This is a genomic window from Pseudomonas sp. SWRI111 (genome assembly GCF_014268555.1).
GTDB classification, from domain to species: domain Bacteria; phylum Pseudomonadota; class Gammaproteobacteria; order Pseudomonadales; family Pseudomonadaceae; genus Aquipseudomonas; species Aquipseudomonas hamedanensis.
Genome location: NZ_JABWQQ010000002.1, coordinates 123,751 through 141,633, shown reverse-complemented (window position 1 = coordinate 141,633; position 17,883 = coordinate 123,751). Strand labels below are relative to the sequence as shown.

At 55.6% G+C, this 17,883-nt stretch carries 16 protein-coding genes; 10 read left to right on the top strand and 6 right to left on the bottom strand.

The annotated features are described in order from the left end of the window. Positions 1 to 22 precede the first annotated feature (22 nt). From HU755_RS04180 to HU755_RS04140, 9 genes are all read left to right on the top strand, one after another. Positions 23 to 2,059 (top strand): type VI secretion system tip protein VgrG, encoded by a 2,037-nt coding sequence (locus HU755_RS04180; protein WP_186630716.1) that lies wholly within the window; start codon positions 23 to 25, stop codon positions 2,057 to 2,059. 40 nt (positions 2,060 to 2,099) lie between these two features. Beyond that, the gene (locus HU755_RS04175) at positions 2,100 to 4,553 is read left to right on the top strand and encodes a M23 family metallopeptidase (protein WP_186630715.1); all 2,454 of its coding nucleotides are present in this window, start codon (positions 2,100 to 2,102) and stop codon (positions 4,551 to 4,553) included. After that, positions 4,553 to 5,092, top strand: a complete 540-nt coding sequence (locus HU755_RS04170) for a hypothetical protein (RefSeq protein ID WP_186630714.1) — start codon at positions 4,553 to 4,555, stop codon at positions 5,090 to 5,092. Before HU755_RS04175 ends, HU755_RS04170 begins: the two co-directional genes overlap by 1 nt. A 402-nt stretch (positions 5,093 to 5,494) precedes the next feature. Then, positions 5,495 to 6,160 (top strand): lysozyme inhibitor LprI family protein, encoded by a 666-nt coding sequence (locus tag HU755_RS04165; protein WP_346655423.1) that lies wholly within the window; start codon positions 5,495 to 5,497, stop codon positions 6,158 to 6,160. Between the two features lie 84 nt (positions 6,161 to 6,244). Further along, a complete protein-coding gene (locus HU755_RS04160) occupies positions 6,245 to 7,372 on the top strand; it encodes a lysozyme inhibitor LprI family protein (RefSeq protein WP_238349955.1) in 1,128 nt (375 codons plus the stop codon). A gap of 46 nt (positions 7,373 to 7,418) precedes the next feature. Next, positions 7,419 to 8,786 carry a lysozyme inhibitor LprI family protein gene (locus HU755_RS04155; protein ID WP_186630713.1) on the top strand — a complete coding sequence of 456 codons (1,368 nt, stop codon included), beginning with the start codon at positions 7,419 to 7,421 and terminating at the stop codon, positions 8,784 to 8,786. A gap of 203 nt (positions 8,787 to 8,989) precedes the next feature. Next, a complete protein-coding gene (locus tag HU755_RS04150; protein WP_186630712.1) occupies positions 8,990 to 9,445 on the top strand; it encodes a cell division protein in 456 nt (151 codons plus the stop codon). A gap of 4 nt (positions 9,446 to 9,449) precedes the next feature. Next, complete coding sequence (locus tag HU755_RS04145; RefSeq protein ID WP_346655422.1) at positions 9,450 to 10,037, top strand: lysozyme inhibitor LprI family protein; 588 nt, start codon at positions 9,450 to 9,452, stop codon at positions 10,035 to 10,037. Positions 10,038 to 10,340: 303 nt separating this feature from the next. Continuing rightward, a complete protein-coding gene (locus tag HU755_RS04140; protein WP_186630710.1) occupies positions 10,341 to 10,502 on the top strand; it encodes a hypothetical protein in 162 nt (53 codons plus the stop codon). A 99-nt stretch (positions 10,503 to 10,601) separates the two neighbouring features. Here HU755_RS04140 and HU755_RS04135 read toward each other — a convergent pair whose 3' ends face one another. Then, positions 10,602 to 10,970 carry a DUF6124 family protein gene (locus HU755_RS04135; RefSeq protein ID WP_186630709.1) on the bottom strand — a complete coding sequence of 123 codons (369 nt, stop codon included), beginning with the start codon at positions 10,968 to 10,970 and terminating at the stop codon, positions 10,602 to 10,604. A 421-nt stretch (positions 10,971 to 11,391) separates the two neighbouring features. Here HU755_RS04135 and HU755_RS04130 point away from each other — a divergent pair, with 421 nt between their 5' ends. Continuing rightward, on the top strand, positions 11,392 to 11,775 hold the full coding sequence (locus HU755_RS04130) for a helicase (protein ID WP_186630708.1): 384 nt from the start codon (positions 11,392 to 11,394) through the stop codon (positions 11,773 to 11,775). Positions 11,776 to 11,932: 157 nt separating this feature from the next. Here the strand turns inward: HU755_RS04130 and HU755_RS04125 are convergent, their stop codons facing one another. The 5 genes from HU755_RS04125 to exbD form a co-directional block, all read right to left on the bottom strand. Further along, positions 11,933 to 13,333 carry an aminoacyl-tRNA deacylase and HDOD domain-containing protein gene (locus HU755_RS04125; RefSeq protein WP_186630707.1) on the bottom strand — a complete coding sequence of 467 codons (1,401 nt, stop codon included), beginning with the start codon at positions 13,331 to 13,333 and terminating at the stop codon, positions 11,933 to 11,935. A 79-nt stretch (positions 13,334 to 13,412) separates the two neighbouring features. Then, on the bottom strand, positions 13,413 to 15,488 hold the full coding sequence (recG, locus tag HU755_RS04120; protein WP_186630706.1) for an ATP-dependent DNA helicase RecG: 2,076 nt from the start codon (positions 15,486 to 15,488) through the stop codon (positions 13,413 to 13,415). Between the two features lie 9 nt (positions 15,489 to 15,497). Further along, positions 15,498 to 16,427, bottom strand: coding sequence for a hydrogen peroxide-inducible genes activator (locus tag HU755_RS04115; RefSeq protein WP_186546032.1), 930 nt, complete (start codon positions 16,425 to 16,427; stop codon positions 15,498 to 15,500). 278 nt (positions 16,428 to 16,705) lie between these two features. Next, entirely contained in the window at positions 16,706 to 17,452 is a 747-nt protein-coding gene (locus HU755_RS04110) for an energy transducer TonB (protein ID WP_186619265.1), read from the bottom strand. Then, complete coding sequence (gene exbD / locus HU755_RS04105) at positions 17,449 to 17,877, bottom strand: TonB system transport protein ExbD (protein WP_007920333.1); 429 nt, start codon at positions 17,875 to 17,877, stop codon at positions 17,449 to 17,451. The genes HU755_RS04110 and exbD overlap by 4 nt, the downstream gene beginning before the upstream one ends. Positions 17,878 to 17,883: the final 6 nt, after the last annotated feature.

Sequence of the window (17,883 nt, the reverse complement as noted above, 5' to 3'; positions counted from 1 at the left end):
ACATTCGAACAGGGAGCACACGATGTTCAACTCAGCTAACGAAACCCACTTCAGCCTCAAGGTCGAAGACTACGTCGGCGACCTGCAAGTGCTGTCGTTCACCGGCACCGAAGGCATCAGCCAGGCGTATCGCTTCGACCTCGAACTGGTCAGCGAAAATCCGGATCTGGACCTGGAAAAGCTCCTGCACAAGCAGGCCTTCCTGGCCTTCGATCCACAGGGCAGTGGCATTCACGGCCAGATCTACCGCGTCGCCCAGGGCGATGCCGGCAAGCGTCTGACCCGCTACAAAGTCTCGATCGTGCCGCAACTGCAATACCTGCATCACCGCACCAACCAGCGCATCTACCAGCAGATGTCGGCGCCGAAAATCATCGCGCTGATCCTCGAAGAGCACGGCATCAAAGGCAACGCCTACAGCTTCCAGCTCAGCCAGCCGTGCCCGGATCGCGACTACTGCGTGCAGTACGACGAAACCGACCTGCATTTCGTCCAGCGCTTGTGCGAAGAAGAAGGCATTCATTACCACTTCCAGCACAGCGAAAAAGCGCACCTGCTGGTGTTCGGCGACGACCAGACCGTATTCCAGAACCTCGGGCAGCCAACTGCTTATGTGCAGGGCAGCGGCATGGTCGCCGACGAGCCGGTGATCAAAGCCTTCAAGCTACGCCTGGAAACCCGCACCAGCCGCACCACGCGCCGTGACTACGATTTCGAAAAACCGCGTCTGCAAATGGAAGCGGCGTACAAGCCCGATGGCGACAGCACCGAGCCGGATCTGGAAGACTACGACTACCCCGGCCGCTTCATTGACCGCGCGCGCGGCAAGTTCCTCAGCCAGCGCGCCCTCGAACGCCACCGTGCCGACTATCGTCAGGCCGAAGGTCGCGGCGACCAGACCAAACTGGTCAGCGGCCACTTCATGGAAATGTCCGACCACCCGCGCAGCGAGTGGAACGATCTGTGGCTGCTCACGGAAATCTTCCACGAAGGCAAACAACCGCAAGTCCTCGAAGAAGGCGTGACCAGCGACACCACCGACGAAAAAGACGACTTCCACCAGGGCTACCGCAACACTTTCCTCGCCATCCCGTGGGACGTGTTCTACCGCCCAGCCCTCGAACACCCGAAACCCCGCGTGCTCGGCAGCCAGACCGCCATGGTCACCGGCCCCAAAGGCGAAGAAATCCACTGCGACCAATACGGCCGCATCAAAGTCCAGTTCCACTGGGACCGCGAAGGCCTCGCCGACGACAAAACCAGCTGCTGGCTGCGCGTCTCCAGCGCCTGGGCAGGCGACCGCTACGGCGCCATCTCCATCCCGCGCATCGGCATGGAAGTCCTCGTCACTTTCCTCGAAGGCGACCCCGACCAACCGCTGGTAACCGGCTGCCTGTACCACAAGGAAAACCCGGTGCCGTATGCACTGCCGGCGAACAAGACTCGCAGCGTGTTCAAAACGCTTAGCTCGCCGGGTGGCGGTGGGTACAACGAACTGCGCATTGAAGACAAGAAAGGTGCGGAGCAGATCTACATCCACGCCCAGCGTGATTGGGATGAGAACGTTGAGCATGACCAGAGAATTCGGGTCGGGAATGAGCGTCACGACACGGTGGTTAAGAACACCTACACCGAACTGAAGGCCGAAGAACACCGCACCACCATTGCCGACCGCAAGGTTGAAGCGAAGCTGGATGATCACCTCACGGTTGGGCAGAACCAACACGTCAAACTCGGTACGGCGCAGCTCACCAGCGTGGGGAAAGAGATTCACCTCAAGGCTGGGGACAAGATCGTTATCGAGGCGGGGACGGAGCTGACCATCTTAGGTGGTGGGAGCTTTATCAAGCTCGATGGCGGTGGGGTGACGGTGGTTGGGCCGGTGATCAAGATCAATGCGGGTGGCTCGGCTGGGTCGGGGACGGGCATCGGGATTAAGCCGCCGGTGTTGCCGGGGGCGGCGGATAAGGATAAGGCGGGGAGTTTGATGGATCAGGCGTTGGGGAATGCGGTGCCTGAGAAGGTTAAGCCGACAGTTGATTACCCTTTTTCGCTTTGAGCGGACGTACAAGCGTCATTATGAACAAGGAATTTTTTGAATGATCATTAGCCCTCCCTTTATTCCTGCTCCAGTGGCGGGTGAAACCGACGATGCTTATCTTGCGCGTGCCATGGTGGGTGGTGTACCCGGTGATGGTGGCTACCCGCTGAGCTTCGACCTTAACTGGCATGGTGGCATTCACTTAACAGCTCCCCAAGCGGGGGGGGACGTTTTGCCTGTGCGTGTTGTCTCAGATGGGACGCTAGCCTACTTTCGCAAACCAACCTTGGAAAGTTCTGCGTCTCCAGATCATGCACTGCGCTACCGTGACAAGTGGACCGATGATGGTTGTGTAGTAATTCGTCATGAAACAGAGGTTGGGGAGGGAGAGATTGGGAAGATCGTTTTCTATTCCATTTATATGCACCTTTCAGAAATCTTGATTCCCAATCCTCAGAAGGGAATGGCTTTGTATCGAAAGGATTTAATCGGAGAGGCCGGTAGTATCTATGGTGAACGAAATAGAATTCATTTTGAGATAGTGGCTGATCAAGCCTACATCGCCAAAATATTAGGGCGGAGTGAAAGGGAGCTTAAACATCAGTCTTCCAACGGTAGGGCCGACAGTTGTTGGGGCGACGTACATTTCTTTGTGCCACCTGAAGTACATATTTATGAAAGTGCTCCGGCGGATCTCACGCAAGCTCAAAATATGTCGCCAGTAATTTACCGCTGCCCTGCAATGCCGTCTGGTCCAACTCCGATTCAAGAAGGGGGCTCTCCGGCAAGCACCTCCTCCTCCCCGATATTAGCCGATGGCTATGATTGGGCTATGGCCTCAGAACTGCAGGAAGGTATATTCGTGCAATTAGCGTATAGCAAAGGCGAGTGTACATTGACTTCCTATACTCATTCCGGTTTCGAGATTGGTAGCGAAAGTGAAGAGAAAGACTATGAGCACAATCTTTTTAAGAAGGCAAAGTCAATATACTCCCGGTCTCCTAGCGCTGGGTATGAGTTGTTACGTTTTGGGAGGGTTTTAGGCCCCGACCAACTTTTGCCTGCGGAAGCCGCGCATTGGAGGAAGATTAAGTTTCCGGGGAAAGCGGGGGAGCAGTCTAAATCAGGATGGGTAAATTTAAATTCTCCAACGGTCACAAAATTTAGTGACGCCGATTTCCCCCATTGGAAAGGCTGGAAATTAATTGATGATGATACCGACTCAGATAGCCACTGCCAGTCATCTTATATACGTGGACTTCTAAATCTTGATGCCGGTAAAGTTGTGAGTGATAGCGTTGATGCGGTGAGCATTGCGTCCTCGACAAAATATACGGAGCTTTCTGATGAGCAAAAAAAAGATTTATCAGAGAGATATGTAATGGAGCGAGAGATAAATAAGGGAAAACTCCAAGATGAGGTTTTTCAGGAAAAAATAAAACGTACTATTTGTAAGTTTCCGAGCGAATGGTGCAAGAACGATTTTGATGCAAGGTATGGTTGGTTGCTGAAAGTCTGTGACGGCGGCCCGTTACCACAAGACAAGTATGATAAGTTAAAAGCGCACCAGCAAGCTTTGGGTTTCTGGGAAGAGGCTGCACTGGAAGATATAAGCAGCAAGCATTGGCATTTTCCTCCACGACACTTTATCGAAATATTCCGTAAGTGTGCTTGGCTAAGTCTAGATGAGTTCGCCTACACTCTACCGAAGTACCATTTTTACGAAAAAATTGGTAATAACTGGGTTGCCCATACAACTGGATCGCCAAGTGTCTACCAAATATCTCATGCTGTGGCGAAAAGTCGTTTTGCAGATCATTACGTGAACATGAATAAAACGATGCTTCGATATGGTTTAGTTACTGTTGAGCGAAGAACTCACTTTTTGGCTCAAACAATTCTTGAGACTGATCGTTGGAGAACGTTGTCAGAATATGGGTCTGGACACCCTAATCCTAATATTCCTATGGCTCAATATTATGCCGCTTTCTATGGGCGGGGGATTATGCAGTTAACATGGGCTGGTAATTACGAAAAATATGGTGATTATAGGGCAGCCGCACTTCCCGCAGCGGGGGGGCAGTATGCTGATGCTCGAATTACTGCAACTTCAACCCATTACTGGGCTGACCCGACTCAAAGAAATTCCAATGGCGCTATTATTGGAGTTGTCGGAGTTCCTAAGCGATGGGCTCCGCGTTATGATCCGACATTAATTAAAACGAACTCCCACAACGCTTGTGATAGTGGCGGATTTTATTGGGTCTCTAAGGTTGTTAACAGAAGCCAGGATTTAAATATAAATCGTAGCTGTGATGCAGCGCTTAGTGCTGCATCTGTTGGCAGCGTTTCAGTGTTGGTCAATGGAGGGGGTAACGGATATCATGAGCGTCAAGCATATGCTCAGTATGTTTTTCGTTATTTAAGTGACTCCGTTGCGACCTCAACCACTGAGACCATTACTACACCGAGACAAACTGTTGTTGTCAATTTTTCCATGAGTAAGCCTTGATGAAAAAATCTTTATTGGCTGTTTTTATAGTTGGCACTTGTGTTGCCAGTTCGCAGGCAAGTTCCGCAGGTCAAAGTCTTGAATTTGTACAAATTCCTAGCGATTTAAGGGTTGAGATAGCGAAAGAAAATGAAATGAAGGTTGATGATGTTCATTCCTACGCTATGGGGACCTTGTCTTGGGGCGGAGGATTCATATCCGCAGTGACTTTTGAAGACTCTGTTAAAAACTGCTCAATATATGTTTCGAATGGAAAAGTTCTTTCTAGTTTGTTTTCTGGTGCGCCCTGTGAATTTGTGGGGAAGCCTAGAGTTGAGTCTTCAAGGAAAGTCACTTCGCCAGATGTTTTGTATGATATTCGATTGTTTTCCCCTACCAGTGGGGCTATGGCTGACGACGTGATTGCGCTGTTTTACGATCTAGAAAAGCAAACTTACTGCGTGAGTCAATCGTTGGGTAGCTGGTATCAGGTAGGAAACAAAGAAATCCCAGCAGACTTGTCCGACGGAAGATGTTTTTCAGAGGGGGCTGGGTATTAACTGGGAACAAACGAACAGGGGCGAATTTATTTTCCTTAATTAAGAGGTCATTTTTCATGCTCCGTTTTTTCATTTTTGCTTCAGTTTTCCTTCTAGCAAATCCCTGCAGCGCCCAAGATGCCGACTATCTTCAGAGGCAGGTGATACAGGGGCCGTTTAAAACTGATGTTATAAAAGGGGGAGAGTTATCATTCCTGCAGACGAGGGGCGAGGAGCAACATTTTTCATATGTTAATGCAAGTTTGATAAAGGCCTATTTTAAGAAAATCTATGGCGCTAAATAGTGATAGCTAGCAGGGTTTTTTTCATTTCATAGGGAAAGGCGCCCCTTTATTGCTATACGCAAAGATGGTTTCCCCCTGATTCCAAGCGCAAAGCCTGTACCATTCAAGGATGAACACCGTGAAACGTTTTGTTTTTACCCTGCTGGCCGTGCTGCTGCCAGTTTCAGCGGCCTATGCGCAGAACGACTGCAGCCATGTCACCTCAAGCCTGGAAATGGTGCCCTGCTCGGAGGCGGCGAAGAAGGCTGCCGATGCGCAGTTGAACGTCAGCTACAAGCAGTTGATGGCGCGACTTGAGTCTGGCTATCGAGCAGATCCGGCGTTGGGCGTGGAGTACGCAGCGAAGGTTAAAGAGTCCCAGCGAGCCTGGCTAAAACTGCGCGATGCGAACTGCCCGTTGGAGGCGTTCGAAATCGAGACGGGGATGCCGGCGCATGTGTTCGCGGTTAACTCGTGCATCGCCAGAATGAGCCGCGAGCGCTCGCTGTATCTGGACAAGATCGCCCCTGCGCTTGCATCCAACAAGAGCGCTTCGACGGCGCCGACCAGCGATATCTGCCCCTCGGAGGAGTTCGCACCTTTCCTGACGGCGTTTTCCGCCAACAGCCAATCACAGCGCCGTCTCACTGCGTTGACGGTCAAGTCGCTTGTGTTGAAACCGGTAGCGGGGAAGGGTCAAAGTACCTTTGAGCCTTCGACCTCGGGTGTCAGTGGAGCTACTTTCACCTATCCGCTGATGGCCGCTATCACGCCCGGCAAAACGCCTGGAGTTGAGATCGAATAGTGAATAGGGCCAGACCACCTTTTAGTAGTGTCCGAAAACGTGGTCTGTCCCCCTTTTCCTCCTTTTCCTTTGATGGTTGATTCAATGAAAAATCTATATTCGCTCCCCTGCTTTTTATCGTTAACCTTTTTGCTATTCAGTTCGGTCGCATTTTCTGCTAGTTTCGATTGTGGTAAAGCTTCGACGGACGTAGAGAGGAAAATTTGTAGTTCTCCTTCTTTGTCCGCAATGGACGAAAAGCTCAGTGAGGTTTTCAAACCGATAAAAAATCGGCGAGCTTTTCAAATAATCGAAAATGATTGGCTTGAGTCAGAGCGTAATTCTTGTGAGTCAGGGGAGTGCTTAGAGGACTCTTATGTTCGGCAGATACGCTTTCTGTCGCCGGTTTCTATTGCGCCTAGGCCAAATCAGAAAGATATTAAGTTAATGTCGGGTGATAAGCCGTACACACAGTTTGCGCGCTCATGGAAGGTCATTGATTTAGCGTGGCTTCCCAATGAAAAAGGGGCTGTCGAACGATTTTTGATCTCCGCCGAAACAATTTCAGGCATGTTGCATGTCATCGTGTTTGAAGGGCATTTTGATGCGGCGATGATTGCGTACCGGGGTAATCTATATGAGTACGTCGATCGCAACGACAGGCCAGTATTGCACACGATTGCGAAAGATATCGGTTTTGATGGTGCTCTGAGTTTGGGTTCAAACGACGAAGGGAAAAGATTCGCGGGAATCTTGGATGAGGCGTTTTACTATCGACAGCAGCTCTCTAAGAACCAGCTGCGGGGGATGGTTTATAAGCTCGGTTCAAAATCCCCGCCAGTAGAAAGCAGTTTGTTGTTCCAGCAGTGGCCAAATACTGATGAAAATGCGGTTAGTGGTTTGACATTCGGTTGGGGTGGTGAGTATGGAAAATTGCAGGCGTACTACTCGCACACCCCAGGGTATGAAACCATAGCTCCAGTTGGTCTGCCCGAGGCCGGTTGGAATATTTATGCTCCGATTTGGAGCAAGTCGCGGCCAACGTTTTACTTTAAAAATGGTGATGAAACTATTTGGCGTGCCAATGTTGCGGATAAGACGTTAACAAAAATTGCGAAGGCTAGTGATGAAGGAATGATCCAGAATCCTACCCCTGTCGATATTAATGGGCGCGAAGCAGTCGTTTATCTGAATGGACCTACTCTGAAAATGGCTATCTCCCTTGACGAATAAGCACGACTTAAAAATACACTTTCGCAAAATATTGTTGGAATTTGCCTTGAGTAAATATCTTATTCCGGTGCTGCCCGCCGTGTTGATTGGTGGTTTATCTCTGTTGGGGGGACATGCATTTGCTGACGATGCATGTACCGATATCACTACGAACTCTCAGGGGGAAAGATGTTCTGTGAGTGCCAAGGTTGCTGCAGATAAGCAGTTGAATACCAGTTATCAAGAACTGATGGTTCGGCTCGAAGGTGGGTATCAAACTGATCCAGTTCTTGCGGCGAGCCAAAAGGCAACGGTTCAGGAGGCTCAGCGCGCCTGGATCAAACTGCGCGATACCGATTGCCAGGTCGATGCGTTGGAGACGGAACCGGGCTCTTCGGCGCATGTGGCAGCGGTGAACAATTGCATCGCCAGTATGAGTCGTGACCGTTCAGTGTTTTTGGACAATATCGCGTCCGATACAGGGAGTGGTCCGACAATTGGACGTGGTTCGTGCCCTACGCAAGACTTTGCACAATTTCTTCCAGCATTCTCCGCTAATGTCGAATCGCAGAAGCGACTAACTGCGCAGGCCGTGAAGCTGCTGGTATTAAAGGGAACGTCGGATATAGGGCGGATTGTGACTCACGTTACTGCGGAGGTGGGACGCGATATGGCGTTTCCTTTAATGGTGGCCGTGCCCGATGGGAAAGTGGAAGGAATAGAGATCGAGAAGGTGGATGACCGCCACGTTAACGTTGTGGATAAACGCGCCGGCAACAGCAATATCAAGATTTTCAACTTTTCGCGAAAATCCTGCTGGACGCTTGATGGGGTTGAGGACTGGTCGATTCCTGATAAAGAGCTTTCTGTAGCCAGTACGCGGAAAATGAGTCGTTCGGAGAATTTCTGTTGGCAGCGCGGACAAGGATTTGCTGGCTTGGGCGGCCTTGAGCAATACCGACTGACAGGAGAACTTTTTGAGGCGACTTTGGAAAATTACCTGTGCGCGGCCGCTTCAGGCGATCCTATATCTAGTTCGGCTGCGGCCGGGCTGAGTCTGTCGGGTATGGCCCCGCAATTGGAATACGACAAAGTTGAGGCTCTTTTCAAAGCAGCAGCCGTTGATTCACCGAGCGGTGCTGAGTCGTTGGCTGGCTTCTATTGTTTTGGCAATGAATTGGCCGGCTCAGGCCCCTGCCAGCGCCCGCTGGACGTTGAAAAAGAGTTGATTCGTGCTACCACCATGGGATCAACCCATGCATTCGTTTCGTTAGGCGATTATTGGAAAAGCGGCGATCTAGGAAAGAAAGATACTCCTCGCGCCTTGGCCTGTTATCAGCTTGCTGCCGACAAAGGTAACGACTCGGGCATCAATGCGATTAAGCGACTTCAGTCCGAAGTGGCCGAACCGATAGTGGCCAGCAGCTGCTTTTAGTAAGGTTAAGTGAGGAAGGGCGTTTACAGAGCCCGAGGCCTTTTCACCTCGATGTCATCAAACGCGTTCCGCCATCATGGCTAACGTGTTTTCATATGCGCTGAGCCAGAATCCGCGGCGCTTAAACGTTTAATATTTGAGCAGCTAACGACCCCGATTTTCCTTTAAACTCCCCACCCCAAGGAACGCGCTCAGGACACGGAATGCCAGCCCCTTTTTCCTCGCTTCGCCCAGCGTTGGTGCTTTGGCTATATGCCGCTGCGATCACGCATATTCTCGCCGGTGTCACCCTGACCTGGGCCGGTGACTCCGGCTTGCTCGATGGCTACCTGCGAGTCCTCGAACTGTCGTTCTGGGGCGCCGATGCGGTACCTGCTGCCGGACACGATCAACAGGTCTGGTGGCTCGCGCTGTTCGGCGCGACGTTGCAAAGTTATTCGCTGTACATGCTCGCACTGGTGCACCTGGGCAATCGCTTGAAAGCCCCGGCAGTCTGGGGTTGGTTGATCGCGGGCATCCTGTTATGGGCGCCTCAGGATATGTGGCTCTCGGCGCAACAGCAGGTCTGGTCGCACGTGTGGCTCGATGGTTTTGCGTTGTTGGTGTTGTTGCCGCCGCTGTTTTGGCTGTACAGACATGACCGTCAAGGGAAGGAGTAACAGCGTGAAAGTATTTTCGATTCTTCTCGGTTGCTTGCTCTCTGCTGCTTCATCCGCATTGTTTGCTGGAGAAGCGTGCAACCCAGACAGTTTGTCCAATCCGGACTTGATCATTTGCGGCCAGCAAACCTTCAAGAAAGTCGATGGTGTCTTGAACGAGCAATACAAAAAAGCGCTGTCGACTTTGGCTCCAGCGGAGCAAAGCCGTCTGAGAGATGTGCAAAAGAACTGGGTGCGCTTCAAAGAGTCGTTTTGCGAAGAGCTTTATCAAGCCGCGTTGCCGGGCGCTGAGGCGCCAATCGAGAGGCTTGGGTGTCTGGTGCAGACGACCAATGCTCGGCTGGGAGAGTTGATCGCTCTACAGACGGGTTTACCGCTGGATGGTTTTTACAAAGCGGCATCCGCGATTGCCGGGAAGGATCGTGAGAGAGATGTAACGAACTCAATTGAGCTGCTGGGAGGGGAAGAGCTCGATGATTCGCTTTGGAGGCAATACGCGGAGGGGCACTGCAAAATGAGCGAGCGTTTGTTTCGTGAGGATTTTGCGAATTGCAGGGTGCGGATGCGCTTTCAGTTGCCTATGAATCGTTGAATGAATTTCCGATTTGAAGTTTCGCGTGCGTTTATCTCTGCTCTGCTGCTAGTACCACTGACTGCCCATAGTGAAGTTTCTACACAGCTAAAGCGGTTGCCATGTTCGGTACTTCAGCGTGGTCAAGCGTTCCTTCAATAGCCTTTTACGTCCTGCCGATGAGCGACTGCGTCGGCGGTTGAGGCTTGAAGGCTGCGGAATGCTCGGACTAAGTAATCAGTGTCAGGTTATTTCTGTTTATGTTCAGAAGCTTGGGTTGAGCGGTAATACTGTCCAGTCAAATTCGAGACCCGAGAGGTTTCCATGAAAAAGTCCAAACATGAACCCAAGCCTTTGATGGCTGCCCGGTTCCAGGCTGAAGCTCTTGAAGTCTTGGCCAAACGCTCCGGTAAGCGCAGCCGCTTTCTGGATGCTGCACTGTCAAAAGGCAGTGATTTTGAGCCTGTCGGTCGACTGGCCGGTTGAAGCTTTCGAGACTTTTAAAAAAGCTGCCCTCGTTGGCAGCTTTTTTATGTCTGGATTTTTACGGACATTGTTGGAAGGGGATTTAACGTCCCCTTTTTTTCATCCGCAAATCCCGCTACGGCTTCGCCGCCGCGCAATATGATCAAGCGTCCCTTCCACCATCAATCGCACCCCATCCGCCATTCTGCTCAGGGCCAGTGCCACAGAACGGCGTGAGCCGTGTAGATCGTCGGCCAAGTCGCAGGCGATGACGCTGATGGGCAGCAGGTCTTCGGAGGCGTTGGCCATGAGGGCTTCGGCGTCGGTGCCGGGGGAGAGTTTGAAGAGGCCGGTTTCGCGTTTGGGGTGGGGTTCGGTGGGCGGTTTGAAGTGATGGTCGAGGGCGCGCTCGGCGGCTTCGTGGAATTTCTTCGAATTGGGGGATTCGTAGGGCGAGGTTGCTTCAGTGCTGAATGTTTCATCGGTCATCGGTGTAAATCCTGAGCAGTTAATTGATTTCCCCGAGTTCGGACTTGCACATCCGGCCACCGATTTTGCGGCGACAAACAGAGCCTATCGCTAGCCAGCCAACTCGCCTAGTTCACAGACAGCCCGGCACTTTGCAGGAAATTTCCCATAGGTTTGCGGGCCGGGAGATCAAAGGATCGCAGGCTTCGCCAGCTCCTACAGAGTTGTGTTTCAACAGGTGTAGGGGGTGAGACGCGGAGCGTTTCGGATGCATTACCACGCAGAGCGTGGGAGCGATCAGTTGGGGAGCGCTGAATCGTGACTTGGCGGTCATCGTGCGGGTATTGGTCCGCATCCTCTTCCAACAGCGGCAGATACTGGCGTTATCGTCCGAATCCCTTACACTGCCCCGGCCGTTCATTTTCCTTTAGAGGCTGTGCGCATGAAATTTCGTTTTCTTCTGTGGATGATGGGTTTGTTGATGGCCAAGGCCAGCCGGACCAATCCGGCGTTCCAGCAGCAGTTGGGTGACAAGGATCTGGTGTTTCAGCTACAGACGCTGGACGGGAAAGTGGCACGGCATTTCGTGGTCAAGGATCAGCGCATCACCAGCAAGTCCGGCGTGGTGGCGGAGCCGGCGTTTGCGATTGCGTTTAAAGATGCGGGTTATGGCTTTGCGACGATGCAGGCGAAGAACAAGCAGTTGGCGTTTATGCAGGGGATTCAGGACAAGTCGATTCAGCTTAAGGGCAACCCGGCGCTGGTGATGTGGTTTCAGGGATTGATGAAGTATTTGAAGCCGAGGAAGGCCAAGCCTAAGGCTTGAGCCTTTGGTGACGCGAAGCGTCGCGGGATGCATTCCCACGCGGAGCGTGGGAGTGATTAGATGTGGTCAGTTGGACCGTGGTGGATTCATCGCGAGCAGGCTCACTCCTACAGGGATTACCTAAACCTTGTAGGAGTGAGCTTGCTCGCGATTGCGTTTAGCCCTGGCTGAACTGCGAAGCCAGTTCGCGCAGCAGCACTTCGGCCTCGAGGACTTTGCTGACGACGTCGTTGGCTTTTTCGCGAGTCAGGCCGACACGGTCGAGCAGGGCATCGGGAATATCTTCATCCGGCCCGGAGCCGATGCCGCGGCTGCGCAGCAGGCGCACGGCCAGGCAGACGAGGTTCGGGTATTCGGCGTAGGCGCCGTCGTAGCTTGGGTCGTGCTGGAAGCGCAGGGCGGTAGCCAGCTCATCCGGCATGTCCCAGTAGCGCATCAGCCACGAGCCGATCTGTTCGCGGCTGATACCCAGCAGGTGTTGCTCGATGTAGCTGTGGCACAGGTGCGGGTTGACCTCCAGATGGCGGCAGATCAGCGAGAAGTGCGGCGGGAACACGTGGGCCAGCAGCAGATAGCCGAAGTTGTGCAGCAGGCCGGCCAGATACGTCAGGCCGGCTTCCGGGCGCTGGGCGCGCGGCATGGCGCGGGTCAGGCCTTCGATGACGGCGGCGGTGTAGATCGATTGCTGCCAGTACGGCGTCGTGTGCTGCGGGTGGTCTTTGGGCAGGCTCAGGGTCTTGCCGAGGGCCAGGCCCAGCGCCAGGTTGATCACCAGATCAAACCCCAGCACGCGCACGATCGCGTCTTCCACCGAACGGATCTTGCCCGGCGAAGCGTAGTACGGCGATGCGGCCCAGCTCACCACTTGCGCGGCCAGCGCCGGGTCGGTTTCGACCACGCCGGTGATGTCGTCGATGGTGGCGTTGGGGTCGACGCGCAGCTTGATGATTTTTTGTGCGGTTTCAGCCAGCGGCGGAATTTCGATGGTCGCTTCCAGACGTTGCTGGATGCGCCGTGCGGTGAACGCCTGCACGGCCTGGGTGATTTCCTCACGGTCATCGTCCGGGCGGTCGAGGTTGGGGCGAATGCTGCTCAGGGCTTCGCCGAAGTTGGCGGCGCTGGCCTTGGTCAGCATGGTCTTGAAGTCTTCGCTGCTGATCTCCAGCAACAGGCCCGGCTCGCCGGAGTTGATCAGCAGCTTCGGCTCACGCAGCAGGCTTTCTTCATAGAGGCACGGCGAGCTGGTCAGCGCCGGCAGGCCCGGCAGCAGGCTCAGGTTGTGTTTGCCGAGCATCTTTTCCAGACGCTCGGTGGACACGGCTGTGAGACGACGGCCAGTCAGCTCGGCGAGGCGATTGAGATCGAGCAACTGGCTTTGCGGAAACAGCACCATCAGCGCGCCCACGGCATCGTCCAGCAACACCGCTTGCACCTTGCGCGAGGCGTTGAGGCCGTGGTGCTCCAGCACTTCTTCGTAGGCGATACCCAGCTTGCCGAGCAACAGCCGAATAACAGACGGCGCGTGCGGGGATTCGGGGGCGAGAGCTGCGTCAGTCATGGTCTGTATCCGTTTTTGAAACAATGGCAGGAGTATAACCAGCTTGCTCGGAAGGTTCTGTCAGAAACTGCGACCGTGCTCACACTTGGCCATATTGCTGCCCATGCCGCAGCCAGCGGTCGAGCAACGGGCTGACGTGGGTCGGCCAGCGCTCCAGCAATGCTTGCGCGGCGTCACGCACGGCGGGCAGTAAATCGGCATCGCGCATCAGGTCGGCGACCTTGAATTGCAACAGGCCGGTCTGGCGGGTGCCGAGCATTTCGCCGGGGCCGCGCAGCTCCAGGTCCTTTTCGGCGATGACGAAACCATCGTTGGTTTCGCGCATGATGCCCAGGCGCTGGCGACCGATCTGCGACAGCGGCGGATGGTAGAGCAGCACGCAGTGGCTGGCGGCGCTACCCCGGCCGACGCGGCCGCGCAATTGGTGCAGCTGCGCGAGGCCGAGGCGTTCGGGGTTTTCGATGATCATCAGGCTGGCGTTGGGCACGTCGACGCCGACTTCGATCACCGTGGTCGCGACCAGCAGTTGCAGGTTGCCGGCCTTGAATTCGGCCATGACGGCGGCTTTCTCGACCGGTTTCATGCGCCCGTGGATCAGCCCGACTTTCAATTCGCCAAGGGCGGCGGTGAGGTCTTCGAAAGTGGTTTCGGCAGCCTGGCAGGTCAGCTCTTCGGATTCTTCAATCAGCGTGCAGACCCAGTAGGCCTGACGACCCTCGGCACAGGCGCTACGCACTCGCTCGATGACTTCGACGCGGCGGGTGTCGGTGACCAGCACGGTGTTGACCGGCGTTCGACCGGGCGGCAGTTCGTCGAGGATCGAGGTGTCGAGATCGGCGTAGGCACTCATCGCCAACGTCCGCGGAATCGGTGTGGCGGTCATGATCAGTTGATGCGGGCACATGCGCCCGCCAACGCCTTTCTGCCGCAGCGCCAGACGCTGCTGCACGCCGAAACGGTGCTGTTCATCGATGATCACCAGTGCGAGATTCTTGAACTGCACTTCGTCCTGAAACAGCGCGTGTGTACCGACCACCATCGGTGTGCCGCTGGCGATCTGTTCCAGCGCGGCGACGCGGTTCTTGCCCTTGAGCTTGCCAGCCAGCCACGCGACTTCAATGCCCAGCGGTTCGAGCCAGCGCTTGAAGGTGATGAAGTGCTGTTCGGCAAGAATCTCGGTTGGCGCCATGAGCGCGACCTGATAACCGGCCTCCAGCGCTTGCAACGCGGCGAGGGCGGCGACCACGGTTTTACCCGCGCCGACGTCACCCTGAATCAACCGCAGCATCGGTTCGTGCTGGCTGAGGTCGTAGGCAATTTCGTTGCCGACCCGTTGCTGCGCGCCGGTCGGGCTGAAGCCGAGGTTCTTCAGGTATTTCGGTGGCAGCTTCGTGGCTTTCGGCATCGCCGGGGCGCGTAGCGAACGCAGGCTTTCGCGCAGGCGCTGCTGCGACAGTTGATGGGTGAGCAATTCTTCGAAGGCCAGACGATGCTGCGCCCAGTGATGGCCGAGGGCGAGTTCATCGACGTCGGCATCGGCGGGCGGGTTGTGCAGGTAGCGGATCGCGTCGGCCAGCGGCGCCAGTTGGTAGTCGCGGGCCAGCTCGGTCGGCAGCCAGTCGGGCAGGGTGCTCGGTTTGAGCAGGGTCAGGGTCTGCATGCACAACTGGCGCAGACGCTGCTGGGTCAGGCCTTCGGTAAGCGGGTAGACGGGGGTCAGGGTTTCATCCACTGGCGGCGGTTCGTCGCTGGTGATCGCGCGGTATTCCGGGTGGTAGATTTCCAGGCCTGAGGCGCCGGGCCGGGCTTCGCCGTAACAGCGCACCCGCGTGCCGCGTTTGAGGCCTTCTTTCTGAGCGTTGCTGAAATGGTAGAAGCGCAGGCTCAGGCCGCCGGTGCCGTCTTGCAGACGCACAACGAGGCTGCGGCGGCGGCCCATGACCACGTCAGCGCCGCTGACGGTGCCTTCGACCACGGCGTCCTGCCCCGGCCGCAGCGCGCCGATCGGCACCACACGGGTGCGATCCTGATAACGCAGCGGCAGGTGAAACAGCACGTCCTGAAGATTTTCCAGGCCGACCTTGGCCAGTTTCTCGGCCATGGCCTCGCCGACACCCTTGAGTGCCGTCACCGACACTTGCGACAGCTCCGTCATGACCGTGGCTTAACCGGCTTTAACCGGCGCGGCGGGTTTGGCCACCGAGCACAGGCGAATGGAGTCGGCGAGAATTTCGATGGCTTTGGGCCGCGGGAAGCTTGCGCGCCAGGCAATCGCCACAGTGCGGAACGGTACGGGGGCTGACAGTGGACGCACTTCGATCACGCCCGGGGCGTAGTGATGGCTGTCCACTGCCGACAGCGGCAGGATCGAGATGCCCAGACCGGACGCGACCATATGGCGAATGGTTTCCAGCGAGCTGGATTCGACCGTAGTGTGCTTGGCGCCGTCGTTGCCTTTGGTCAGGGTCGGGCAGGCTTCGAGCACCTGATCGCGGAAGCAGTGGCCTTCGCCGAGCAGCAGCAGGCTCTTGTCGTTGAGCAGGCCGGCGTCGATGGTTTCTTTCTGCGTCCACGGATGCTGGGCCGGCATCAAGACGTAGAACGGCTCGTCGTAGAGCTGCAGCGTCAGCACATCGGCTTCGTTGAACGGCAGGGCGATGATGATCGCGTCGAGCTCGCCGTTGCGCAGTTTGTCGCGCAGCACGTGGGTGAAGTTTTCTTCGATATACAACGGCATCTGCGGGGCGACCCGGTGCAGTTGTGGAATCAGGTGCGGGAAAAGGTACGGGCCGACCGTGTAGATCGCGCCAACCTTCAGCGGTGCGGTCAGTTGGTTTTTGCCCGCCTGGGCCAGTTCGCGGATGCCCTGGGCTTGTTCGAGGACCTTCTGCGCCTGAGCGACGATGCCTTCGCCCACCGGGGTCAGGCGCACGGCGCTTTTGCTGCGCTCGAAAATCAGCACACCGAGTTCGTCTTCAAGTTTCTTCACGCCCACCGACAGCGTCGGCTGACTGACGTGGCAACGCTCGGCCGCGTGGCCGAAATGCTGCTCTTGGGCGAGGGTAACGATGTAGCGTAATTCTGTGAGGGTCATAGCAAGCGTCCATGAAGATGCGCGCCAAGCATACCGGCTGCAATCGATAGACGCACGTTATCAGACTGAGGGCTGAGTGCGACACCTGCCTAGGTGGGTTTGCCGCTGGCAGATACGCAAAAGGCACCTTTCGGTGCCTTTATTATCCTATCTCCCGGCTGCAGAGATCCCTTGTAGGAGTGAGCCTGCTCGCGATTGCGGTGTATCAGGCAGAAAATCATCGTCTGACATACCGCAATCGCGAGCAGGCTCACTCCTACAGGGTATTGCGGTGTTGCTTAGCGGCGGCGTTCGAGCGAATAAACAAACGGCGCAACAATTTCGATCGAGCCGTTGTTCAGCATGTCGGCCGGTGGCTTGGGCAGCGGTTGGGCGCGGCGGATCATTTCCAGGGTCGCCCGGTCCAGATCGGCGTTGCCGGAGCGGCCTACCAGTTCGAACGACAGCACGTTACCCTCGGCATCGACCACGAAGCGCAGACGGTTCAAGCCTTCCTTGCCCCGTGCCTGAGCGCTGGCCGGGTATTTTTTGTACTTGGCCAAATGCGCGAGCAGGGTGCCTTGCCAACTGGCCTTGGCCGCCAATTGTGCTGGCGACGGACCCGGCGCAGGCTGGGCGGATTTCTCCGTGGGTGCCTGGGTCGGCTGGGTGTCGGCCGGTTTCTCTTCGGAAGGCTTCTCCTTCGGCGGCTCGGGCTGCTTCTTCTCCACTGGCTTCGGCGGTTTGGGCTTGGGCTTCGGCTTGGGTTTCGGTACCGCGATTTCCGCTTTTGGTGCTTCGGCCAGTTTCGGAATCGGCAATTCTTCAACCGGAGCCGGTGGCTGCGGCGGTGTGACGACTTTCGGCGGAGCCGGCGGTGGCGGGGCAGGCACCGGGGCCAGCTCGACCATCATTGCCTGGGGTGGCAACTCGATGGGCGGGCGGCTGGTCCAGTTCAGCGCCAGCGCGATGGCCAGCGCATGAACGCCCAGCACCACGGCCAGGCTACCGCTGTAACGCGTCAGCTTATGGCGCGTCGTGATCATTTCTTGGCTGCCGTCTCAAGTCCGACCAGACCGACCTTCAAGTAACCGGCCGAGCGCAATTTGTCCATCACGCTCATCAGATCACCGTAGTCCACGCCTTTGTCGGCCTGGAAGAAGATGGTGGTGTCTTTCTTGCCCTGGGTTTTGGCGTCGAGCACTGCACCAAGGGTTTCGGCTTTCACTTCGTCGTCACCGATGTACAGACGCTGATCAGCCTTGACGCTGAGGAACACCGGTTTTTCTGGCCGCGGCGCCGGTTTGGCGGTCGAGGCCGGCAGGTCGACCTTGATGTCCACAGTGGCCAACGGTGCGGCCACCATGAAGATGATCAACAGCACCAGCATCACGTCGATGAACGGCGTGACGTTGATTTCGTGGTTCTCGGCCAGATCGTCGTCTGCGCCTTCTTTCAAATGCAGGCCCATGGCCGA